Annotated in this window: 18 protein-coding genes; 13 read left to right on the top strand and 5 right to left on the bottom strand. The window is 44.3% G+C overall.

The annotated features are described in order from the left end of the window. Nucleotide 1 precedes the first annotated feature (1 nt). The 5 genes from STSP1_RS01060 to STSP1_RS01040 all read right to left on the bottom strand — a co-directional run bounded on the left by STSP1_RS01060 (nt 2) and on the right by STSP1_RS01040 (nt 5440). The gene (locus STSP1_RS01060; RefSeq protein WP_085754569.1) at nt 2-1162 is read right to left on the bottom strand and encodes a glycosyltransferase family 4 protein; all 1161 of its coding nucleotides are present in this window, start codon (nt 1160-1162) and stop codon (nt 2-4) included. 18 nt (nt 1163-1180) lie between these two features. After that, nucleotides 1181-2353 (bottom strand): glycosyltransferase family 4 protein, encoded by a 1173-nt coding sequence (locus tag STSP1_RS01055; RefSeq protein WP_161491551.1) that lies wholly within the window; start codon nt 2351-2353, stop codon nt 1181-1183. A gap of 148 nt (nt 2354-2501) precedes the next feature. Then, a complete protein-coding gene (locus tag STSP1_RS01050) occupies nt 2502-3341 on the bottom strand; it encodes a glycosyltransferase family 2 protein (protein ID WP_085754567.1) in 840 nt (279 codons plus the stop codon). Nucleotides 3342-3349: 8 nt separating this feature from the next. Then, nucleotides 3350-4972: a response regulator gene (locus STSP1_RS01045; protein ID WP_085754566.1), complete on the bottom strand. Its 1623-nt coding sequence runs from the start codon at nt 4970-4972 to the stop codon at nt 3350-3352. Nucleotides 4973-4990: 18 nt separating this feature from the next. Beyond that, nucleotides 4991-5440 carry a hypothetical protein gene (locus STSP1_RS01040; protein ID WP_085754565.1) on the bottom strand — a complete coding sequence of 150 codons (450 nt, stop codon included), beginning with the start codon at nt 5438-5440 and terminating at the stop codon, nt 4991-4993. 252 nt (nt 5441-5692) lie between these two features. On the opposite strand from STSP1_RS01040, the gene STSP1_RS01035 reads away from it, so the two are divergent. The 13 genes from STSP1_RS01035 (at nt 5693) to STSP1_RS00975 (ending at nt 23155) form a co-directional block, all read left to right on the top strand. Next, the gene (locus tag STSP1_RS01035) at nt 5693-6217 is read left to right on the top strand and encodes a sigma-70 family RNA polymerase sigma factor (protein ID WP_085754564.1); all 525 of its coding nucleotides are present in this window, start codon (nt 5693-5695) and stop codon (nt 6215-6217) included. Further along, nucleotides 6195-7850: an NPCBM/NEW2 domain-containing protein gene (locus tag STSP1_RS01030; RefSeq protein WP_123806941.1), complete on the top strand. Its 1656-nt coding sequence runs from the start codon at nt 6195-6197 to the stop codon at nt 7848-7850. The genes STSP1_RS01035 and STSP1_RS01030 overlap by 23 nt, the downstream gene beginning before the upstream one ends. 26 nt (nt 7851-7876) lie before the next feature. Continuing rightward, nucleotides 7877-8656 carry a LamG domain-containing protein gene (locus STSP1_RS01025; RefSeq protein WP_085754562.1) on the top strand — a complete coding sequence of 260 codons (780 nt, stop codon included), beginning with the start codon at nt 7877-7879 and terminating at the stop codon, nt 8654-8656. A gap of 100 nt (nt 8657-8756) precedes the next feature. Further along, complete coding sequence (locus STSP1_RS01020) at nt 8757-10733, top strand: LamG-like jellyroll fold domain-containing protein (protein ID WP_161491550.1); 1977 nt, start codon at nt 8757-8759, stop codon at nt 10731-10733. Nucleotides 10734-10816: 83 nt separating this feature from the next. Beyond that, nucleotides 10817-12535, top strand: a complete 1719-nt coding sequence (locus tag STSP1_RS01015; RefSeq protein WP_085754560.1) for an RICIN domain-containing protein — start codon at nt 10817-10819, stop codon at nt 12533-12535. 65 nt (nt 12536-12600) lie between these two features. After that, nucleotides 12601-13602: a LamG-like jellyroll fold domain-containing protein gene (locus STSP1_RS01010; RefSeq protein ID WP_085754559.1), complete on the top strand. Its 1002-nt coding sequence runs from the start codon at nt 12601-12603 to the stop codon at nt 13600-13602. 166 nt (nt 13603-13768) lie between these two features. Beyond that, entirely contained in the window at nt 13769-16594 is a 2826-nt protein-coding gene (locus tag STSP1_RS01005) for a LamG domain-containing protein (protein WP_161491549.1), read from the top strand. A 23-nt stretch (nt 16595-16617) separates the two neighbouring features. Next, nucleotides 16618-17691 carry a glycoside hydrolase family 43 protein gene (locus STSP1_RS01000; protein WP_085756633.1) on the top strand — a complete coding sequence of 358 codons (1074 nt, stop codon included), beginning with the start codon at nt 16618-16620 and terminating at the stop codon, nt 17689-17691. A 182-nt stretch (nt 17692-17873) separates the two neighbouring features. Next, complete coding sequence (scpB, locus tag STSP1_RS00995) at nt 17874-18512, top strand: SMC-Scp complex subunit ScpB (protein ID WP_226997492.1); 639 nt, start codon at nt 17874-17876, stop codon at nt 18510-18512. Between the two features lie 14 nt (nt 18513-18526). After that, nucleotides 18527-19021 (top strand): ExbD/TolR family protein, encoded by a 495-nt coding sequence (locus STSP1_RS00990; RefSeq protein ID WP_085754557.1) that lies wholly within the window; start codon nt 18527-18529, stop codon nt 19019-19021. Nucleotide 19022: 1 nt separating this feature from the next. Continuing rightward, nucleotides 19023-21236: a hypothetical protein gene (locus STSP1_RS00985; RefSeq protein WP_085754556.1), complete on the top strand. Its 2214-nt coding sequence runs from the start codon at nt 19023-19025 to the stop codon at nt 21234-21236. Continuing rightward, nucleotides 21208-22188, top strand: a complete 981-nt coding sequence (locus tag STSP1_RS00980; RefSeq protein WP_085756631.1) for an ABC transporter ATP-binding protein — start codon at nt 21208-21210, stop codon at nt 22186-22188. Before STSP1_RS00985 ends, STSP1_RS00980 begins: the two co-directional genes overlap by 29 nt. Then, a complete protein-coding gene (locus STSP1_RS00975; RefSeq protein ID WP_085754555.1) occupies nt 22181-23155 on the top strand; it encodes an ABC transporter ATP-binding protein in 975 nt (324 codons plus the stop codon). The genes STSP1_RS00980 and STSP1_RS00975 overlap by 8 nt, the downstream gene beginning before the upstream one ends. The last annotated feature ends 109 nt before the right edge of the window (nt 23156-23264 follow it).

Below are 23264 nucleotides of genomic sequence, written 5' to 3'. Positions count from 1 at the left end.
ATTACCCTCCGCCAGCTTCCGTACAAATATTTCTCATAGCAGCTTCAAAATTCTCCGGCGAGCAGTTTTCTCTCACGAGTCTTTTTCCTTGCATTCCCAGCTTTCCTCTTAAATGCTTATCTTCTTTGAGCTTCTCGATGGCCTCGGCAAATTTCCGCACATCGCCTTCAGGCACGAGAAAGCCGTTTGTGTTATCTTTGAGCCATTCGCTTATCCCCCCAACATTAAAACCCACAACCGGCTTTTCGTGTGCACCTGCCTCCACGCCCACAAGCCCGTACGGCTCCTGCCAGCGGGATGGTACAGCAACCACATCGCAGCTTTTATAAAGCTCTTCTGGACTGCTGCTCCAGCCTAAAAAATCGATCTTATCGTTCAACCCCTCAGATTCAGCAAGAAGTTTGAGATTTTCCGAATCGTTTCCTTGCCCTACAATTTCGCACTCCCAGCCAGGACTGAGATATTTCAGGGCTTTGATAAGAAGATCCACCCCCTTGCCCTTTATAAGCTGGCCGATATACAGTATCTTAAAATTCCCGCCTTCGGAACTTGAGTTCGTTTGGGCGGGCTGAATTATCGGGCGCAATTTTCTAATCCTGCTGGAATCAAACCCATTTACCGTAAGATTATCTCTCATATAATCAGAGAGAACGAGGAATCGATCGCTCCTTTTGAGCCTGCGAAACATAGAGTAGAAACGCCTGACATCCAAAAAAGAAAAGTTTAGAGGGCTGCTGAAATTTTTCTCTATCATACCAGAACAAAGCAGGCAGTACAGTCCTGCGGGTTTATGGCAGTTTCGCCTTATTATGGGGAAATACTTATGTTTTCTAAGGCAATAATAATCATGATCGTGAAATAGGACGATTGTCTTAAATCTTCTGCTCAGCTCATCAAGCAGCTCCGGCGAGAATATCTTATGCACAAAAGCAATCTTAACTCCTTCAGTTTTAAGCGAATCAAGGCTCTCTTCGAGCCTCCCGGAATTAACAAAAAAAGCGTCTTTGAAAGCATTTTGATAAGAGCTCTCAAATTTATGCTGCTTTTCAAAAAGGCCGTAACACTCCCAGCCGGCGGCAGAGAGGCTCTGTGCGGATTTGAAAACAAAAGATTCAACTCCGCCAAAAAAGCCGCACTGGTGATTTACATAGAGTATTTTCATTCAACACGCCCGCTAAAGCTAATCCGTTAGACTTTTGAAAGTGTTTATGTAGAGGTTAGTTAAATACTCATAAGTGTATTTTTCCCGAACCAGCTTTTCCCCCGTACTCGCCAACTCGGGGAAATCAGCCCTATTTCTAAAGGCCTTCTCCATCTTTTCAGCAAGATGGTCAACATCCGCCCTTCTGAAGTTATATCCGTTCACACCTTCTTCCACAAGATTCGGGTCTACCACATCACTCTGAAGAACCGGCGTACCGCTAATCCAGCTCTCCACCACAACCGCACCGGAATTCATAAAACGGACTGGTATAACGTGAATATCCGAATGCCTAAGCCATCCGATAACCTCTTCCCTATCCACCATTCCTGTAAACAGCACTCTGTCTTCAAGCCCGTTTTCCTCAATTAAGGCCTTCATTTCAGATGTTATCTGCGGGTCGTAATCCTGCCTGCCCACGAAGACCAACTTCGCTTCGGAAACCTTCCCTGCCGCCTTTGCAAAGGCCTTAAGGGCTATATCCTGCCCCTTTATTTTACATACACGGCCAAGCGAGAGGAAAACAAACTCATCTTCTCTAATCCCATACTTCTCCCTCGGATTTGGAGCATCAAAATTATCGTATTCCTCCAAACGAATGGGAACTGGGGAATAGCCCACGCTGGAATTATATTTTTTGAAAAATTCAATCTCCTTATTTGATATTGCGAAGATATAGTCAAATCTTTTGAGGAAGAATTTCTGATACCACTTCGCCTCCTGCCTCTCCATAATATTGGGGTCTATATCACCAGTCTGGTGCATTATTTTACTGTAATCAAGCCAATCGAAACAGCAGAGCACATTTTTCTTGCCGCTTAATTTTGCAGCAATAAATCCGAGCATATTATTTTTGCTCAAAGCGGGGAAATACATCACAACATCGTAGCTGCCCGTAAAAATCTTAAAAAAAACAGCCGGCATTAATGTTTCGGTTTTTATGTTGGGATATTCGCCTTTGCGGTTTTTCCAGTCTTTCAGGCGGAAAAGTTCGAAGCCGCTGAGCTTTTCATAATCTGGGGCATCAATACGTTTTGGACAGAAAACCGACACCTCATGCTGCTTTGCAAGGCTGCAAGCCTGAAAGTAGATGTTAGTTTCAGCTCCTCCGACCTCAGGGTAAAATCTGTTGGTAACAATAGCTATTTTCACTTTTACGCAGCTCCAAAACAGAACCTGATTAAAACCTGAATCCGCATCCTTCAAAGCTGACTCAGTTCAAAACTGGCTAACATTACCTATACTAAAAATAAATGCCCTCTATACAACATAAATTTTTAAAAAGGCTTTATTAATGGGGCTAAGTGTAATATTCTTTAATCCCATTATACACACTGCTTCTCTGAAGCCAGCGGTATTTTGGCGCCCAGAGGAACAAATCCAACCGGCCGATTTTTAGAAGATATATCCAGTCTCTCAAGGTCTCCGCCACCACCGGCTTAATAACGCAAGCTGGGAAGGTCTCTTCTGCAGGCCTTCTTCCATAAATTGCAGGCTCGGCGAGCCCCTCGCCGTAGAATCTTTTCTTTATTTCTTCAACTGTATAATTGTGAGAATGCTCAACAACCGCCCCCTCTGCAAAGGCAATCTTCTCGCCCCTCTGCCTTGCCCGCCAAGCCCATTCCACATCTTCAGAATACTGAATTTCTTCATTGAACGGGTGTTCGAGCAATGAGCTCTTCCTGATTGCACTTGTGGCAAGGGAGAAAAAATTCCCCCATTTGAGCGATTCTCGGCTGAATGCCCTGCTGTAATCCTTTACCACAAGAGGATCTGCATCTTTTCTCGGCACCTGCTTGCCGTAAACAGCGGTTACCTGCTGATCCTCGAAAGGCTTGATAAGATTCTCGAGCCAGCGTTCATCCTGGATAACGCAGTCTGAATTATTGAAAACGATTATCTCGCCCCTGCATTTACTCACCGCTTCATTGAGCACTTTCCCGGGCACGTATCTGCCTTCAATGCGGTAGGCTTCGGAGCAGTAGGAGCATAATTTTTCGTATGTGCCGTCTGTAGAATTTGAATCGGGGCATAAAAGCTGGAAATTCTGAAAGCTCTGCCTTGAGATCATCTCAAGGGTTTGTTCAATGTACGCTATATCATTGCACGCTCTTACAACTATACTTACTTGAGGTTTCATAAGCCCGCCTAATCATTCACAAGATATACGGAGGTTTCGTTCATACCGTCAAAACGCTGCCTCTTTATCGCCTTGGAGATACTCTTGATGATCGCCATTCCCCTGCCGGATTCTGAGAATTTATCCAGCTTCTCGAAAAAGCCTGCCAAGCTCGCCTGCAGTATATCTGGTTTCCATTCAACTCCATTATCTACAAAACGCAGGTTCACTCCGCTTTCATCAAATAAGAGCTGCACTAAAACCAAAGGCACTTCATTTGGCTTCAAGCCGTGGGAAATTATATTAGTAACAAACTCGCTTGTAACCAGTTCAGCTTCTGCAGCGAGCTTGCTGGAGAAGCTTTTTTCATAGCAGAGCCTTTCGATTATCTTGCTCGCAAGAGACACGTTGTCCAGATTGTAGTCTGCGGGTTCAAACTTGGTGATTCCGGATTCTGCTGCGCCTGTGAGCTGGCTCAGCTCGAAAGTGAAGGTGTTTGGGTTGGAGCTCTTCTCATAACTGAGCATTGAGAAATCATCCTGACTGATCTCGTAGCCGGCATTGTGCAGCCAACTCTTCACCTTGTGCGGCAGGAGCAGGCAGGTATCAGGGATTATCACACTCTCAAGCAGGTCTATAAAGCCCTCAATCCCCAGTTCTTCGCTGTCCGGCCCTTCGCACTCAATAATCCCGTCTGTAAGCAGGATGTAAATGTTATCACCGGAGAGGGTGATTGTATCCTGCTCTTCCTTGTGGTATTCAAGGGAAGAATCCCAGCCGATTGGGATTGAGCCTTTGTTTGCAAGCTGAGAGCCCTTTCTCTGCTTGCAGTTAAATTGGATAATTGGAAGATGGCCTGCGTTGAAAAAGGTAAACTCATCGCTGCTTAAATCAATCACGCCGGCAAGAAGTGTCATATAATGATTCTCGAATAAATTGCCGGCAAGGGTTTTGTTGAGTATGTTCATAAGCTCATAGGGCTCTATTTCACCCTCCTTTTCCTCTATGATCACCCTTATAGTGGACTTAACAGCAGCCATAAGAAGGGCTGCCTGAGCCCCGTGTCCGGATATATCGCCAATATAGACGAAAATCCGATCAGCAGAGAGCTTTATTATATCGTAGAGATCCCCTCCGATCTGGGTGGAGGGGGAATAGCCGGAACAGAAATTCATATCAGTATCTACAACAAACTCCGGCGGAAGCATATGAGACTGAATCTTCGAAGCGACCTTCAGATCTCTTAGAAGGCTCGAATAAAGCTCCCGTATTTTATTCTCGGCCTCTTTGTTCTTCAGTATATTGTTAGTCCTGGCCTTGAGTTCGAGGTCATCAACAGGCTTTCTGATATAATCTATCGCTCCTGCCTCAAACCCCTTGCGGAGATAATCGCTGTCGCTTAGGGCTGTAACCAGAATCACAGGGATGTTTTCATTGATTTCCTTGATTTTTGCGCATACCTGAAACCCGTCAATCTCAGGCATCATAATATCCAGATAAACTAAGTCGTACTTGTTCCGCTTAACCATCTCAATACACTGAAACCCCGATTCCGTGGAATCAACAGCAAAGTCCTCCCTGTACTCCAGCATAGACTGAAGAGTAAAGATGTTTGAAGGTTCGTCATCTACGACCAAAAGCCTTTTCAGCATAAAAATAAATCTCCGTTCTTATCTTGTATCAGGCGGCAAATCGGCAACATAATGCAAAAAGTCTATCCACATATCGAACACCCTTTCCATTATTGTTGGTGCAATCAAAAAGCTTACACCTGCAACCAGAAGCATATAAATCAAACAGAAAAGGGTGTAAATCGGCCTTATCAGCATAAGACAGGTACTTGCTATGAAGATTGGTATAAGTATGCAGTACAGACCGACTAATATGTAATTCGAGACAAACCCGCTGTACTCATAGCTCTCGCCTACTGAGAAGTAAATCTCAAGGCAAAAGAAAAACAGCGGAACAGATATAAAAATAAATACAAAAAGTCCCCCTCTGACAAAAGGCGATACCGTACCGGCAACAGAAAAATTGTTTGAAATATTCTGCCTTCTGTTCCTGTAGAACTTATCCCCGAAATTTCGGGACGAAAATATATTTATTGGATTAAAGCCCAATTACTTCCCCGCTTACTTCTTATCGGTATATACTAATATGTCTATAATAATTTTCAATCGTTTTATATTACTTTGAATTTCAATTTATGTTTTCACAAGAGTAAACTGAAGGGTAGAATCTCTTTTGCTGGTTAGATAATTTGTGCCATTTCTCTGAAAATATCAAATTTTACTTTTTTTAACCCTCTAATTTTGGAAATTTAGCCTATAACATAGTGAGGGAAAAAATAATAAGGGTTTTAAGAAAAATTAATGCAAACTTCAAAAACCAATTTCATAGAGCTGTATTCTAAATCTCAGAAGAAGATTTTCTTCTACATTCTGAGTTTGGTTCATCACAGAAGCGACGCTGAAGACCTGCTCCAGCAGACTGCTTCTGAAATGTGGAGGCTGTTTGACAAGTATCAGGAAGATAAGAACTTCGCTGCTTGGGGTATAGCCATAGCCCACTACAAGATCCTTGATTACCGAAAATCTCAAAGCAGGAACAAGCTGTTTCTCTCGAATGATGTTTACGAACAGATATTAGATGAATTCAACGATTTATCAGAACTCGAAGAGCAAAGACGAAATGCCCTTGATGGGTGCCTGAAGAAATTGAGCGATGAAGATCAAAAAATGATCTGGATGCATTATGAAGAGGGCCTGAGCTATAAAAAGGTGGCTGAGAATCTGCAAAGGTCTAAAAGCGGGATATATAAGGTGATGGCCAGGATTCACTGCAATCTGCTTGCCTGCATTAAGAAAACTTTGATTGTTTGGCAGAGAAATGGATAAGATCAGCAGAAAAGATTTTGTAAATATTGTACTTCGGTCTTTCGAGGCAGAAGCTTCAGCTGAAGAAATATCTCTTATCAACACGGCTATGAGAGAAAATGAGGCCTTCAGGAGGCTGTACGCAGAAACTGTTCAGCTTTATGTTGAGCTTTCGCCATACGGAAGTGTTGAAATAGAAAAAACAGATAAAAAGGTGGATTTGAGTTTAGCACGCTCAGTGCTCAGCAATGAAAACGACAGCGGCATAATATCATTCCCCAAGACGAAGCAGGATAATGAAAAAACTAAAGAGCAAATTTCGGAATACGAGAGCTCACCAGCCAGCAATAGAACTTTCAGCAAGCTCACCTTTGGCCTTCTTGCAATAACTTCAGCTGCGCTTGTATTTCTTGTTGTATATGCAAATTTTTTCGCACCGGAACTAATTGAAACAGCCGTACTGAGAAGCTCCATTAATGCTGAATGGAAGGGAACGAACCTCACAGAAGGCAGCACGCTGTATGCACAGAAAGAAACTATTACCCTCGCCGGCGGAATCGCAGAATTCGAAACTGAAAACCAGACTAAGGTGCTTATTGAAGGACCGGCAGAATTCAGGTTCAACAGCCCTGCTCAGGTTAGGCTGGAACGCGGAAAGCTTTATTCGATAGTGAAGGATGAAGATTTCGGCTTTACCGTAACAACCCCGAACTCAAAGATAGTTGATCTGGGCACTGAATTTGGGGTGTTTGCCGGAAAAGACGGCGATACTGAGCTGCACGTTATTAAAGGCAAAACCAAGCTGCTAAACACTAACAGCTGGATAAACAATACTGTAATGGAAGTTACAGAAAACACCGCTTGCAGAATTTCAAACAACAGTTCATCTGTGAGCAGGATTGACGTTAAGGAAGAATTCTTCGCGCGCTATATCAACAAAGAAAAGGATATTGTATGGCGGGGGGAAAAACAGCTCGATTTAGCCGATATGGTAGGCGGAGGAAACGGCCTCGGGACAGGAAAAATCAATTTTGGAATCGACACATCAAAAGGTGTTTTCAGAAGGATTCAAGGGGATAAATCAACTGTCTCAGATAATTCTTTTCTTCCGGTTAAAAGCAAATTTATAGAAGGGATTTTTGTGCCAAAAGGTAAAACAGAAATTTCTGCAACTGGGCTTACCTGTGACTTCGGAAAAACCGATGGGGTCTGCTGGTCTTCGCCGGCATACGGAAAAATAAACAAAACAGATTCATTAATTAAGGGTTTCCCTGCCTTAAGAAATAAAAACCTTAATTACCCGCATAACTACATCTACCTGCACTCCAACATGGGAATAACATTCAGTCTCAATGCAATGCGCACGGCTTTCGATGAAATAGAGGCTGAAAGATTCTCCGCAGTTTGCGGAGTTGGAAGTACCGCTAAAAAAGATGGTTTTGGGGAGATGGATTTCAAAGTGCTTGTTGATGGAGAAGTGAAATTCAACTGGCCCTCAGCAACAGCTGATAAATCAGTGAGAAGGGTTTCAATTCCGATTAAGCCGGAAGATGATTTCATCACACTTACTTCTACAGATGGCGTGGATACCCCAAACGGAGATTGGGGTATATTTGCAGAGCCGAAAATTCGTTTTATTAAAAAACAGCGTTAATAATTTCTTTTCTGAAAGGATAAATTATGAGTTACAAGTATTACTTAATTCTGGTTTTTGGGGGTCTCACAATTAATCTTCAAGCGGGTTTTATAAACCACTGGAACTTTGAGCAGGGGCAGGGAGACACCGTATATGACACAGGCTCCAATCCCCACAACGGCACATTAAACGGAAGTGCAACATGGAAAACTGGCGATCCTGAAAGAGGCACCTGTGCAGAATTTCCTGTTTCCGGCTACCCGGGCGTAGATATATATAATTATAACGCTGTGCAGGGAACCAACGCATTCAGCATTGCCGGCTGGATAAAGACTACTGACTCAGATGCAAGCATCATCGGGTGGGGAGACCCTTACGCTGAAGGAGATTGGTGGAAAAGCAGCGGAAGTTCAATCTGCGTTGCAGTGTCAGGAGACAACAAATTAAGGTTTGATGTTTTCGGGGGAATGAAAGCGACTCAGGCAAGCATAAATGACGGCGAATGGCATCATTTTGCGGTTTCAGTTAAAGAAAACGCCACAATAGGGGACGTTGATCTGTATCTGGATGGAGCTTTGCAAACAAATTTCAGCACTGAAACTGAAACAACCGCTATTGATATTAAACAGGGCCAGCACGTTAATATGGGATGGGGCGGCTGGAGCCCATGGTTTACAGGCTACGATGGACTAATGGATGATATGAGGATTTATGACCACGCTCTCAGTTCTTCAGAGGTTATGCAGATAGTTCCAGAGCCTGTCACCTTGAGTTTGCTTTCGTTTGGAGCTCTGGCTTTAAGAAGCAGAAAGAAAAACCGGTAATGACAATAATCTTATTTTTTTAGTGAAAGGTTCATTTATGTTTTTCAGAATATATTTTATATTAGCTTTTATTTGCTGCTCGTTGGCAAAAGCTGAAATTTTGAATCAATGGAGCCTCTACAAAGGCTCGGGAACAGAGATTCAAGACAGCGGTTATGCCATGGCAGACGGTGTGCTCAGCGGAAGCGCCGCTTGGGTTACTGATGATGCGCAAAGAGGTACGTGTATTGAATTTCCCGCAAGCGGCTACCCGGGACTGGATATCCCCGGATATCACGCCGTTCAGGGAATTAACCCATTCACTGTAACCGGATGGATTAATACTACTGATTCTAACGCAAGCATTATAGGCTGGGGAGATCCGTTCAATGATGAAGGGAAATGGTGGCCCAACAGAGGGAAGTCAATCTGCGTTGCAGTGTCAGGAGACAGCAAGCTGAGGGTTGATGTTTTCGGCGGAATGAAGGCAACCCAAGCAGTAATCAACGACGGCCAATGGCATCACTTTGCGGTAGTAGTTGAAGAAAATGACACAATCGGGGAGATTGATATTTATCTCGACGGTGCTCTGCAAACAGATTGCAATACTGAAACCGAAGGGACCGAAATCAACATTGAAGAAGGTCAGGCAGTAAATATGGGCTGGGGAGGCTGGAGTCCTTGGTTTACAGGCTTTGAAGGCTTTATGGATGATATGAGGATTTATGATGAGGCACTTGATGCTTCTGGCGTGCAGGCTGATATAGAAAACAAGTTTGTAAACATTTTCCCTCAAACAGGACAAACTGAAGTTGCTCTTGATTCTTCATTAGACTGGCAGACAACAGACACATCAAACTTCAGTGAATACAGCGTATTCTTCGGCTCAGACCCTAACAACCTTACCGAATACACTGTTACAGGAGACACAAGCTTTTCGCCTTCCGGTATGGTTAATGAAACCACATATTACTGGCAAGTGCAGGCTGAAGAAGGCGGAGAGGCTTATTCAACGCCAAAATACAGCTTTACCACTCTCCCCTTCGCACCAATAATAGTTTCTTCCCCAGAGCCTCAGTACCTTGAGCAGTCTCAGACAGCTCAATTCAGCATTGAGGCAGAAAATATAGAAATGTATGCATGGTTCAAGGAAGGCAGTCCCGACCCGCTATCAAATACAACAAGAATATCCGGAGCAAATTCTGATACACTTACTATTGAGAACGTTTCAGTAGAGGATGAAGGCTATTATTATTGCCAAGGGCTGAGCGCAGGCTTCGACCCCGCTGTTTCAGACTCGGCGAGACTAATGACTTTCAGGCTTGCCGGCCACTGGAAACTCAATTCAAATCTTGAAGACAGCGTAGATGAAAATATCCCAGCTGCAACAACTCACGGTGGTGTGATAAACGACCCGAATTACATCGCAAACGGAATTGATGGAGAGGGTGTTGAATTTTTCGGTGATAACAGGCCTATGATAATTCAAGAAAGCACTGACTACTTCAACTTCTATCCATACGGTTTTACGGTAAATATGTGGGTAAAAACAGATGATTTTCAAACATGGAGAATGCTTATGGCCAAATTCGACGATCCAGACAATCAGGGCTGGTTTATAAGCACTGCTGCCAATGGTAATCAAACTCCTTTTTACATTTTTGAGACATCCGGCGATTCGCAGCTCTGGCCAGGAATAAATCTTGCTGACAATCAATGGCATATGGTTACTGCACAATACGACCCGGCTCCAGATGCAGAAGCTTACAGGCTCTTCATAGACGGTGAGCTTATAGTTGAAAACTCAGCAGTAGCCGCAGGAAATCTTCCTGTAAATGATCAGCCTCTGGTTATAGGGGCAGGTATGCAGGACTGGGATACGTTCTTCGGGATGCTTGATGATGTAAGGATATATAATTATCCGCTGAGCAAACCAGCCGTAGCGCAGCTTTTCTTCGATTTAAAACCAGATGCAGAGCCGTTCTGCTATGAACTGCCTGAATACGACCTGAACGAAGACTGCAAGGTAGACCTGCAAGACCTTTCGCTTATAGCGGGCGAATGGATGGTTAACAACATTATGCCTGATACATTGTAATAATCCATAAAAATGCTACAGTTTAAGCGGGAGCGGACAATTGTTCGCTCCCGTTTTTTGAGATAATTTATTCTGGTAATAACATGAAAAAAAACATTAGACTCGAAACGCTCGCAGTTCTTATTACTTCTCTTTTTTGCAGCGGATCTCTACACCTCGAAGCTGATTTGAATACAGACAACTTTGTTGACATTTCAGACTTCGGTATTTTATCCTCAGACTACAGCGGGATTGAAGATTTTTACTTAATCGAAGAGCTCAACTCCGAATGGCTGCTTGCAAGCTCAGGGAACTATGAACAAGATCTCTATCTGCCTCTCGGAAATGCGATGGTTCCAGGCAGCTCTTATCCTCGTGTTATAGAGCTATCAAACGGAAATTTAGTGGCCACTTTTTCCCGATTCCCTGAAGATTACAGTAAGGTCCCGTATTTCCCCGTTTACAAAAGCTGCGACGGCGGGAGGAGCTGGAACAAGATTTCGGAAATCCATGATACACATAACGGTTCTTCCAGCATTAGATGGGGGATGAGATGGCAGCCGGTATTATTCGAAATGCCAAGGGATGTTGTCGGCTGTCCAGAAGGCGCAATACTATGCGCCGGGATCACGGTATCTCCAGACTGGCAGCATATAAAGATTGACGTTTACAGAAGCCTTGATGAAGGGTTGAGCTGGTCTTACCTGAGCACTGTGGCTGAGGGAAACTGGGGCAGCCAGCCAATATGGGAACCTTTCTTTACACTTGGAGATGACGACAAACTTTACTGTTTCTTCTCAGATGAGAGGGATCCTGAACACGAACAGAAAATCTCCCATAAAAGCTCTTCCACAGGCGGGTATTTCTGGGGAGATCTAACCGAAGATGTTGCTCTTGGAACTAATCTTAGACCCGGTATGCCAATAGTTGAAAGAATGCCCAACGGAGAATATATAATGGTTTATGAAATAGTAAAACTTCAGGGAAATCCTATTTACTATAAGATAAGCTCCTCACTTTCAAATTGGCCAGACAGTTCACAGAGAGGGACAAAAATTACAAGCGAATGCGGCTATACTCCCGGCTCAAGCCCCTTTGTAACAAGCGGAACCTACAATCAAAATGGCTCAGCGGTAATTGTTTCAGGGATGTTTCAGTCGCCCGGGACCGCCAGGGGAAGCGATAACTTTATAAATTTCAACAACGCAAGAGGCAGCTGGTACAGGATGCAGAATCCACTTGAGTATCAAATTTACAACAAAGAGGGATACAGCAGATCCATAGAAATAAGCAGCGATAACACAACGCTTTACAGTATGGCTCCTGTAAACCATCAGGGGGAAAAAGCTAAAATTTCATTCAATATGCTCCCAATCAAAATAATGAACGGCTTTAATTACAGGCTCACCCCCGCGTCACATCTTAATCTCAACGCAGATGTTGAAAGCGCTTCGAATGAAAACGGTGCTGCTGTTATACTATGGGACATATTAGACAATCCTAATCAGTCTTGGAAATTTGAAATTGCCGAAAAAACAGAACAAGCAACATACTACAAGCTGAAAAATATAAACAGCTCGCAGTATTTGGCTGTAGGCGGGGGAAGTATGTACGACGGTGCTACGCTTTGTCAGTGGCCAGAAACTGGAAATCACTCCCAGCATTGGAGCCTTGAATATACAGGAGGAGGTTTTTATTATCTCCAAGCCAGACACTCAGGAAAGGTTCTTCAGGTTAACCCAAACGGAATCCACAAAAGGCTTGTACAGTACACAAAAAACGGCAGTGATGAGCAGCGGTGGCTAATTTTGCCGGTAGAATAATTATTTATCATTGCCTAAATTCAAAATCATAGATAGAATAATCCCAACTTCTTGAAGGGATTAGTATGGTATCAAGAAAAATTATATTATTGCTGACTGTAATGTGCCTTACCTTAACGGGCTCTACTCTAACCATCTACAATCCAGACGCAAATGATGAGGCGTATATGTACTTGGCTAAAGTTACCCTCGATTCAGGTTCCCCTTCAGTTATAGAAACTGCACCGGCTTCTCTTGAAATTAGCGATGGTCTAGTGCACCGTTGGAGTTTTTCCGGCGATCTGACTGATTCAGCAGGCTCAGCAGACGGCCAGCTCTACGATCCTTCCTCTTCAGCAGCTTCATTTGTAGATGGCAGCCAGCTTCTTCTTGATAATCCTCAGGTAAGGCCTGTTGATGATCCTAACAATATTGCTTATGTAACTCTGCCGGACGGCATAATATCCTCTGCCGGGAATTTTATGACAATAGAAATATGGGTTACTCCGCACAGGGTAGTTGAACCGTCGAACTGGCTTGCCCCCATTTTTGCATTCGGAGAAGATAATGACAGCGATATATTGAACGACAGCGGCGGCCAGGGCATTTCAGGAATGCTTCAGACACCTGAAAGCGGGCCTTCAGTAGGCGTTAATATGCCGAACGGTAACGCAAGATGGTCTGATCCTGCTCAGGCAATCGAGGGATCTGAATTTATGCTTGCTATGGTTTGGGACGGCAATAAAGGCGAAGGCAGACTTTACATTAACGGAAATCTTGCAGCAGGGCCTTTGAACCTGCCTGTTAATTTGTCTGATATAAATGATGTGGATAATTTGATAGGGCATAACTGGTGGAGCAACGGCCTGATTAATGCATCATTTAACGAAATCAGGATTTACGACTGGCCATATGATGCCCCTTGGATACAGGCTCATTATAATTCAGGCCCAGATGTGATTGATGTTAATCCTTGCATGAACCCTCCTGAAACGGATCTGGATGGCGATTGCCAAATTACGCTTAACGACTTTGCATTACTCGCCTCAGAATGGCTTTACTGCGGCAGACTCGGCCCCTGCAATTAAATTATGAATCAAGGTATTAATAACGGAGGCTGCCGAAACTGCGCAGCCTCCGTTTAACCATTAAATTATAAATGGAAATCTGAGGATGATAAAAAAATATTCAACACTTTACTTTTCAATAATTATTTGCCTATTCAGTCTATTCTCTCCTTCATACTCAGCTGAATTGACATCCGGCAATTCTGCGCTTACCATAACTAAAGTAAACGGCATCTCGTTAAGCATAGACGGTGAGGCCAGATTCGGACGCAAAAGCCCTGTTGAGGTGGAATGGATAGACTCTCAGGGCAATTCTAATTGGGAAAAAACAAATTATAACCAAGTTGAAAGCGGCTCAAACAGCATTGTCTGCCGAGGACTGATAGAAAGCCCTAACGGTTCAAAACTTCTATTCCGTGATATTTATCAAGTCCGAAATGAAAACAGTACCTTTTTTTTGGAACGAAGCGTTAGAGTTTCAGAAGCTAATCAGAACGATAGCGGCTTTTCCTCAAGATTTGGATTGAAAACTGCACTCCAACATTCAATCTTAGATTTCAACTATCTTTCTCCCGGGATATTATACAAGCAAAACCAATTTGCCCCTCCCAGAGCTATAGCCTCATATTCAAAGCTCCAAACCGACGATGATTTCTTCTTTTTTACTACTCACTGCCCTCTCGGTCCTTTTATAATGATGCAGAATACTGGAGATAAATATCACCTGACATTAGCTCAGGAAGCCCCCGAACCTTCCTCAAGTTTTTCAGGGGACGACTTTCGCCCAAGGATAATCAATGAGAAATTGCAGTACGGGGCATTGGGAATAAGAAAAGAACCTAAACCCCTGATAGGTTTTGTTTTCCCCGGAACAGAGCAAGACCGAACATATGTTGGAAGCGGCGGAACAAGTACATTAAGAAGCCATCCGCTAAAACAAGGGATAACACATAATTATAATCTGATCTTAAAGTCTGGAAGCTCGCCTGATTTTAATAGAGCAGCAGAAAACACAATTGATTACTTCTGGGAAGTCTATAATCCCTCAAATAATATCCTTTCTGTGGATATGGAAAAGGCATACGAAGCAAATATAAGCCTTATCTATGATATATGCGAGCCCAGAGGGCCGGAAAATATAAGAGGCATACCTTGGGGCGATATAGATATATTTTCAGGTGAACTCAAAAATCCAAGCTACCAAATGGGCTGGATAGGAGCTCAAATAGAAGGTGCTTATCATTTGATTCGATACGGACAGGAAAACAACAGCGAAACCCATAAGAGCTACGGCAGAGATATGGTAGATTTCTGGGCAAACCGAAGCTGGCCGGATTACAATGCGCTGCCTTCTAAATGGTATGCAGGCGGCTGGGGAGACAACTGGAGCCAAGAAGGTGATTTAAGGCATTACGGCGACGGTTTTTTCGTGATAATGAAAAGCTATTCGTTTGAAAAGAATCGCGGCATTAAACATCCTAACTGGCTTGAATACTGCAAAGAATTCGGCGACTGGCTTACCGATAATCAAAACAGCGACGGAAGCTGGTACAATAAGTACAATATTCAGGACGGAACACCTAAAACTTCTAATAAATCTCGAAGCTGTTTTGTAGTGCCTTTTTTGACAAGTCTCTACAAAGAAACGCAAAACGAAAAATACCTGAACACAGCAGTAAAAGCAGGAAATTTTGCATTCAGCAACAATCATCTGCCCTGCCGATATACAGGCGGAGCAATAGATAACGGCAATGTAACAGATAAAGAGAGTGTGCTGATTACGATGCGGGCATTTACAGCTCTTTATAATGCCACTGACAATTCAAAATGGCTCGAAGCGGCGGAACAAGCAGCAAAAATCGGCATAACATGGACATATACATGGAACATTGAAATACCTGAAAATAACTATTCTAAACTTAACCTTTTCTATGAGCCGGAATATTACACCAGCGGACAGGGACTTGTAGCTTTGGGGCATTCATACTGCGATTTTTACGCAGCAGAGCATGCCGGCGACTATTACGAGCTTTACAAAATCACCGGCAAGGAAAAATATAAACTTGAATCAGAGCTGCTTCTCAACAACAGTATGCAGCTGGTTGATTTCGAGTCTTCTATAGCCGGCGGCAAAACCTTTCATGAGGGGTCCTGTCCTGAAGGACTTGCAGGTACTGCTATGGGAGGATACCGCGGACATACAAACAACGCATGGCTTGGTTTCAACACTATGGGAAGACTCACAGGAATCAAAGATATTGAGGATTTATCGGCAGCCCCAAACAGTTACAGCTCTCTGATTCAATGGAAATTTGATGATAATGCGAAGGATACAAGCGGGAACAACAATCACGGCGTCCTCCATCCAGCAGAAGCCGGCAATATAACTTTTGTGCAGGACGGCAATGATGGCTGTGTTCAATTTAAAGACCCTAAAGACAGAATCAAATCCCCGACAATAAACTTCGGCGAAACTTTCACAGTTTCAGGGTGGATAAAAATTTCGCCAAACTTTACAGGCAACTGGAACCGTTTTATTGTAACAGAGGATGTAAACTCAGGATTTGGACTCTTTCAGGATTCAAACTCTATGAGCTGGAAATTCACAGTAAACGGGAGCTGGGGGCTGCCTCTGGGAGGAACATTTCAGCCCGGAGAATGGCAGTATTTAACAGGAACTTATGACGGCGAGCTTGCTAGATTGTACGTAAATGGGAACTTAGTTTCAGGCCCTGCCTCGCTCCAGCCTCCTGCAAACCCTCAACAGCAGGTCGTTTTGGGAAGAGACAAGAATACATGGGAAACCGGATTTACCGGGAGATTTGATGAATGCGTGATATACCAGAGAGCTCTGAATCAACAGGAAATACGAAACATATATAATCATCAGAAAAATCCCTGCGTTTTCCCGCCTGAATACGATTTAGATGGTGATTGCTTTGTTGGCACTTCCGATTTTTTTATGATGGCCAGCGAATGGCTTGAATGCGGCAGAATGGGAACATGCAAATAATAAAAACACAAAAGGAAAAGAAAATGAGATTTAAGTTAATTACTCTGCTGATTATATCGGTCGGGCTGTGTATCAGCGGATGCACTGCCAAAACAACTGATTCCGCGCAAACCTTCACCAATCCCCTGCTTGAATCGGGGCCGGATCCGTGGGCATTTTACAAGGATGGATACTATTACTATATCAAATCCCAAGGCGAATCACTGCTTCTGCTGAAAACAGCAGATATAACCGAGCTTGCCAATGCTGAGAGGAAGGTAATCTGGCAGGCACCGGAGGGCACGCCGCATTCCAAGAATCTCTGGGCTCCGGAGATTCATTTTATCAGGGGCGCATGGCATGTTTACTATGCCGCAGATGACGGGAATCACCATAACCACAGGATGTTTGTGCTGGAAAACAAAAACCCAGACCCTTACGAGGGCGAGTTTAAGATGAAAGCAAGGATCAAAACCATGCCCGGGGATAACTGGGCTATAGACGGCTCAATTTTTGAACATAATGGAAAACTCTATTTTATCTGGTCTGGCTGGGAAGAAGATAAGGTGCACGTGGAAACCCAACGGATTTATATTGCTGAGATGGAAAACCCGTGGACTGTGAGCTCTGAGAGGGTTCAGCTCAGCGAGCCCGAATACGACTGGGAGAGAAACTGGGATTATGATAAGGGCTGGAGCCCCGATTCCCCGATATACGTTAATGAGGGGCCTCAATTTATCCGCCATGGCGAAAAAATGCACATAGTTTACTCGTGCAGCGGGTGCTGGACACCGAATTACGCCCTTGGCATGCTTACCGCAGATATTCAGAGCGATCCAATGAATCCGGAAAGCTGGGAGAAATCTAAAGAGCCGGTATTCCAGCAGTGCCCGGAAAATGAAGTTTACGCAACCGGACATAATGGCTTTATCAAAAGCCCGGACGGCACGGAAGACTGGATAATCTACCACGCAAACGACAATCCGGATGACGGCTGCGGGAATTCCCGCTCCCCAAGACTCCAGAAAATAGAATGGGCTGAAGATGATATGCCTGTTTTCGGGCCTGCTCTGCCGAAATCTGCAAAGATAGAAAAGCCCTCCGGCACTCCTGAATGAGCGGAAAAATAAAGCTCAACGGCGATATATCTTGGGAAGTTATTCTATAACCGCACAACTTTTAAACTCAAGATAATCCAAATATCACTAATCTCGTGGGTTAAACCTTGAACTCAAGCGGAAAACTAATAAAATTTCGTACCGAAGGCAGAATTGTATTTAATACCGGACGGGTTAGCTGAGTGAGTAATAGTTCATTCGAAAATAAACAGGCAACAGAGCTTCAGGACAACTGCGGCTTAGAGCAAGCCGAAAACGCCCAGAATGAGGCTGAGAATCCAGGCAGTGATGAAAACGCTTTTATCGAAACCACGCTGGAATCGGTGGTTGAGGCAGCATTATTCGCCTGCGATGAGCCTATAACAGCTGCCAAGCTTGCTAATATTGCCGAGGTAAATTCGCCCAAGGATATAGATGAGGCTGTAGAAAAGCTCAACAGCGCATATCAGGAGCGTAATTCGGCCTTTAAGATTGAGAAAATTGCGGGCGGATACCAGATGCTTACCCACAGCGTTTATAATGCCTGGCTCAAAAAGCTCATCAGCGAGAAAAAGGAAAGCAAGCTCTCTCAGGCCGCCCTTGAAACGCTTTCGGTGATAGCGTATAAGCAGCCTGTTATCAGGGCGGATGTTGAATCTATAAGAGGCGTATCTTCAGGCGAGATTATCCGAGGCCTTATGAACAAAGGGCTGGTGAAAATGGCCGGGAGAGCAGAGATTCTGGGAAGGCCTGTACTCTACGGAACGACAAAGAAATTTCTGGAACTCTTCGGCCTCGATTCGATTAAAGATCTGCCGGACGTAGGCGAATTTAAGAAATAAGGCGATTCACAGATATGGCATTCCAACAAAAGCGAAAATATTTTTCAATACGTGCAAATATCGTAAAACGTATCAAAAGCTCTTCCTCAGGGTTGAAGTTTCAAATCACCGCTCTTACAGATATTGTTTTCCTGCTTTTGGTTTTCTTTGTAGCCACAACACGTTTCCGGCCTACAGAGGGCGAGCTGCCTATGGGACTGCCCACTACCAACCTCGCTGGTGCTGCAAGTACAGTGCTGATTGATCCGCTGATTGTTGAGCTTGATTCAGAGCAGGAGGGGATGATAATACGTTACGGCGAGAATGAGGTGATGGCCGAAACCACTTCCCCCGAGGCTATGGATCAAATAGCAGCGAATTTCTTCGATTTTTACACAACGCAGAACAGAAGCGTTGAGGATCCACTGGAACTTGCATGCTCTGAAGACCTCAAATGGGATCATCTGGCAAAATTTTACAATATTATGTACGGACTTGGAATTGAGAATATAACCTTCTTGATGGATTAAAATGAATAAAACCACACTCCTTACAGCCCTGCTTCTGTGTTTCTCGGCATTTGCGCAGGACCTTCCTGAGAAGAACGATATAATCAGCAATGAAAACGCTGCAATGAAAATCTACAATAAGCTTCAGGAGGCCTGCTTCCCTCATCTGATTGAATACTATTACAGGGAAGAAATAACAAATCCCGAATCACAAAAGAAGCTTTACAGCTTAACATCGCAGGCCTTAACCCGCCTTAAAGAAGTGCAGGAAAACCACGCGGCTGTTCAGAAAAGAATCGAAAAATACCATCACAGAACATGGGACTTGAAGTACGGCAAAAACCAGCTCTGGAGGAGAAGCAATAACCTCACCAATCAATTAAAATTTATGCTGCAGGATGCCAAATACCTGCAAGCCCTGAGCCTCAGCGGCAATGCGCAGCAGGCGGCTGCGGACAAGGTTATTGAAGAGATAAACGAAATTCAGGACAGTGTGCCTCTTTCCAAGCTATTCCTGCTCAAAGTGAAGGCCAGATATCTCAAGGCAGGCGAAGGGGAGGCCTTTGAGAACAGAATATTCAACGATTTAGAGCAGACATTTGTAAACACCGAGCGTAACTCTCTGGAACATTTCGAAGCAGAAATCTACAGGCTCAGGATCCTGCGTCCTTTCGGGAACGATGAGCTTCAGCGTATTATCAGCCGATACAGGGACAAGGGAATCTGGAACTATCCGGACCTTTCCATACAGTTTGCCTTTCTTGAGCTGGAAGTGGGCGAGGGAAGCCTTCTGCTTGAACTTTTAAAGAAATGGCAAGGGCTGACCGAAAGGATTTCAAGAATTGCCTTCAAGAAAGCAAAAAGGATGCTTGAAGAAGGCGAGCTCCTTGAGCAGGTAAACTCAATGAGCCCAGTGGAGAGGGAGCTGATTATATATTCCGCTCTACTAAATAAATCCAAAAACTTTGACTCGTTCATTATCGCCTCAGCGGCGGATGTATCCTATCAGAGCAAGGTGATAAACTACGCAGCGGCTACAAAGCTGATAGGCCAAAACGATAAAAAGGCCTTCGATTATGCCTCTAAAGCAATTAAACTGAAAGATAATTTTGAAAAGATGTATCCAGCGGTTACGGATTTGAATATCTATACTACCGCCGCAGCGGCAGGCTATGAAACCCTGAAAACAGGCAGTGAGGCTGAGAAGGAACGTGTTATTGAGATATTCGATAAGTACAAAGAGCTTGCGGGGGAAGATGCAGATGAAGAAATATCTTTTCTTTATGCAGTGCAGCTCAAAGAGAGAAGGCCAGAAGAATCGCTTGCTACATTCAAAAAGACTTTTGAATCAGGCGGCAAATATAAAACTCAGGCACGCTTTGAAATCTTAGTTTACAAATTTGAAAACGGCGAAACTGTTCTCAAAGAGATTCGAGAGATCTACGAGATGCTCGAAAGAGATGACGACCCTTATTTTTATGCGGATGTTATAGATTTGTACTCGCGTTCATTGGCAGAATCGGGCAAATTAAATCAGGCAGCAGAACTGCTTTACGAGCAGCTTTCTTACGATATAAACCCAACGAAAGAGTGTTACAGCTATGTGCTTCAAAAATATATGGCCAAGGCCGAAACAAACTTCGCCAACGCAGAATCCAGAGATACAGCAGAGAGATATATATCAGAGATAGCAAGATTCATCAGACGCAAATATACTAAGGGTATGCCCGACCGCATTCAGCTTACCTATCAGGAGGCTATTGCTATATCCAGCAGCAGAGGCGATCTGACAATGGAGGATTACTCCGAACAGGTTACCAACGGTTTGAATTACAACCGAGTTCTGGCAAGGCAGCTTATGAACAAAACTGAGTTTGTAGAAGCAGCGGCGATTTGGGGCAAAATAGCCAGATCCATCGCCTCACAGGGCGAATTTGACCCGTGGAGATGGGCGCGGGCGAAGTATTACCAGATAAAATGCGGCCTATCCAGCACGGAACTCAGCAGCGAGGACAAGATACATTCTTTTGATGTTCTCGAATCCGACCCTAAATGGAAAAATGAGTTTTGGCAAGCTAAGCTCAAAGAGCTCAAGCCCGATTACGTTAAAGAGGCGCAGAAGCAGGCCGAAATAGAAAGACAGAAACAGCGCTCCACACAGGCTCCAGAAACAGATTCCCAAGCACCAGCTGAAGAGAATGGCGAGAATGAGCAAACAGGTTCTGAAAATAGATGACCTTTACGTAAGCTTTTACACCGATGAAGGCGAGGTTAAGGCCGTTTCAGGCCTTTCGCTGGATATAAATGAAGGCGAGACAGTGGCTCTTGTAGGCGAGAGCGGCTGCGGGAAAAGTGTGAGCTCTCTTTCGGTTTTGGGGCTTCTTCCCGATCCTCCTGCTAAAATAAAGCAGGGAGAAATATTGTATAAGGGACAGAACCTTCTCAATCTTGAAGAAAAACAGCTCAGAACTCTTCGCGGCAGCGAGATAGCAATGATATTTCAGGAGCCTATGACAAGCCTCAATCCGGTTTATACTATCGGAGATCAGATAATCGAAACCATACTCGCCCATGAAAAGATAGATCTGGAAGAGGCAGAAAAGCGAGCAGCGGAAATGCTCGGTCTTGTCGGCATTCCCGATCCCCTTGCAAGGCTGGATGAGTATCCCCATCAACTCTCAGGCGGGATGAGGCAGAGAGTAATGATTGCGATGGCTTTGAGCTGCAGCCCCTCTCTCCTTATAGCGGATGAACCTACAACAGCGCTTGATGTAACAGTGCAGGCACAGATACTTGAGCTTCTCAAGAGGATTCAAAGGGAAACAAGTATGAGCATACTGCTGATAACTCACGATCTCGGCGTGGTTGCAGAGAATGCAGACAGGGTTGCAGTTATGTATGCATCAAAGATGGTTGAGAAGGCGGGCGTGAAGGATATTTTCGATACCCCCAAACACCCTTATACCAAGGGGCTGATGCAGTCTTTGCCGAAGCTTGGGGAAAAAAGGGGAAGGCTGGATACGATAAAAGGAACTGTTCCGGATCCTCTGGAATTTCCTTCGGGATGCAAATTTCACCCGAGATGCCCGCTGGGGCATTCAGATCCGCAGTGCATAGAGAATGAGCCGCAGCTTGAGCCTGCCGGCAATAATAGATTTGTTTCGTGCTGGAAGTGGCAAGATGAGTGAGAAGCTGATAAAAGTTGAAAACTTGAAAACCCATTTCCCAGTGCGAAAAGGCCTTTTCTCTAAGATTACAGGCTATGTGAAGGCGGTTGACGGGGTGAGCTTTGAGATTCCTCAGGGCAAAACCCTCGGGCTGGTAGGCGAAAGCGGATGCGGAAAAACAACCATAGGGCGCACTATGCTTCGGCTTGTAACAAGCAGTTCAGGTAAAGTGTTCTACAAAGACAGAAACGTTTTGGATGCAGGAAAAAAAGAACTAACCGAACTCAGAAGAGATATGCAGATCATCTTCCAAGACCCCTACGGCTCACTCAATCCAAGAATGACAGTGGGCAAAATCGTTGGCGAGGCGCTCAGCGTTCATAAAATAGCCAAGGGCGAAAAACGCCGTGAGTTAGTGGCTGATCTGCTCTCCCGCACAGGGCTTTCGCCGGATTTTATCAACAGATACCCCCACGAATTCTCAGGCGGGCAGCGGCAGAGGATCGGCATTGCAAGAGCTCTTGCCCTCAATCCAAACTTCATTGTCTGCGATGAGGCGGTAAGCGCGCTTGATGTATCTCTTCAGTCTCAGATAATAAATCTGCTTATGGACTTGCAGGATGAATTCGGCCTAACATACCTTTTTATCGCCCACGATTTGGCTGTCGTGGAGCATATTAGCGATATCGTTGCGGTTATGTATTTAGGGCGGATTGTTGAAATATCAAAAGCTGACGAACTTTACAAAAACCCCATCCACCCATACACAAAGGCTCTAATGAGCGCAATACCGCGTCCTGAACCATCTTCCGGACTGAAAAGAATAGTGCTGGAAGGCGAGGTTCCAAGCCCAATCAATCCGCCAAGCGGCTGCCCTTTCCATCCGAGGTGCCGGTATGCAGAGCAGAGATGCGCTGAAGAAGTTCAGAAGCTAACTGAATCAAGCTTCGCAAGGGAACACAAGGTAGCCTGCTGGAAATTTGCCTGAACCCCTCAAATCTGAAAACAAGAAAAAATTAAATCATTTTTTGGAAAAAATCATTCCATCACAACATACTATTACAGAAACATTAAGTAATTCAGTATTGAGAGGCTTA

It is taken from the genome of Sedimentisphaera salicampi, from assembly GCF_002117005.1.
GTDB classification, from domain to species: Bacteria; Planctomycetota; Phycisphaerae; order Sedimentisphaerales; family Sedimentisphaeraceae; genus Sedimentisphaera; species Sedimentisphaera salicampi.
The sequence above is the reverse complement of the archived record's forward strand: the minus strand, read 5'-3'. Positions and strand labels throughout refer to the sequence as shown.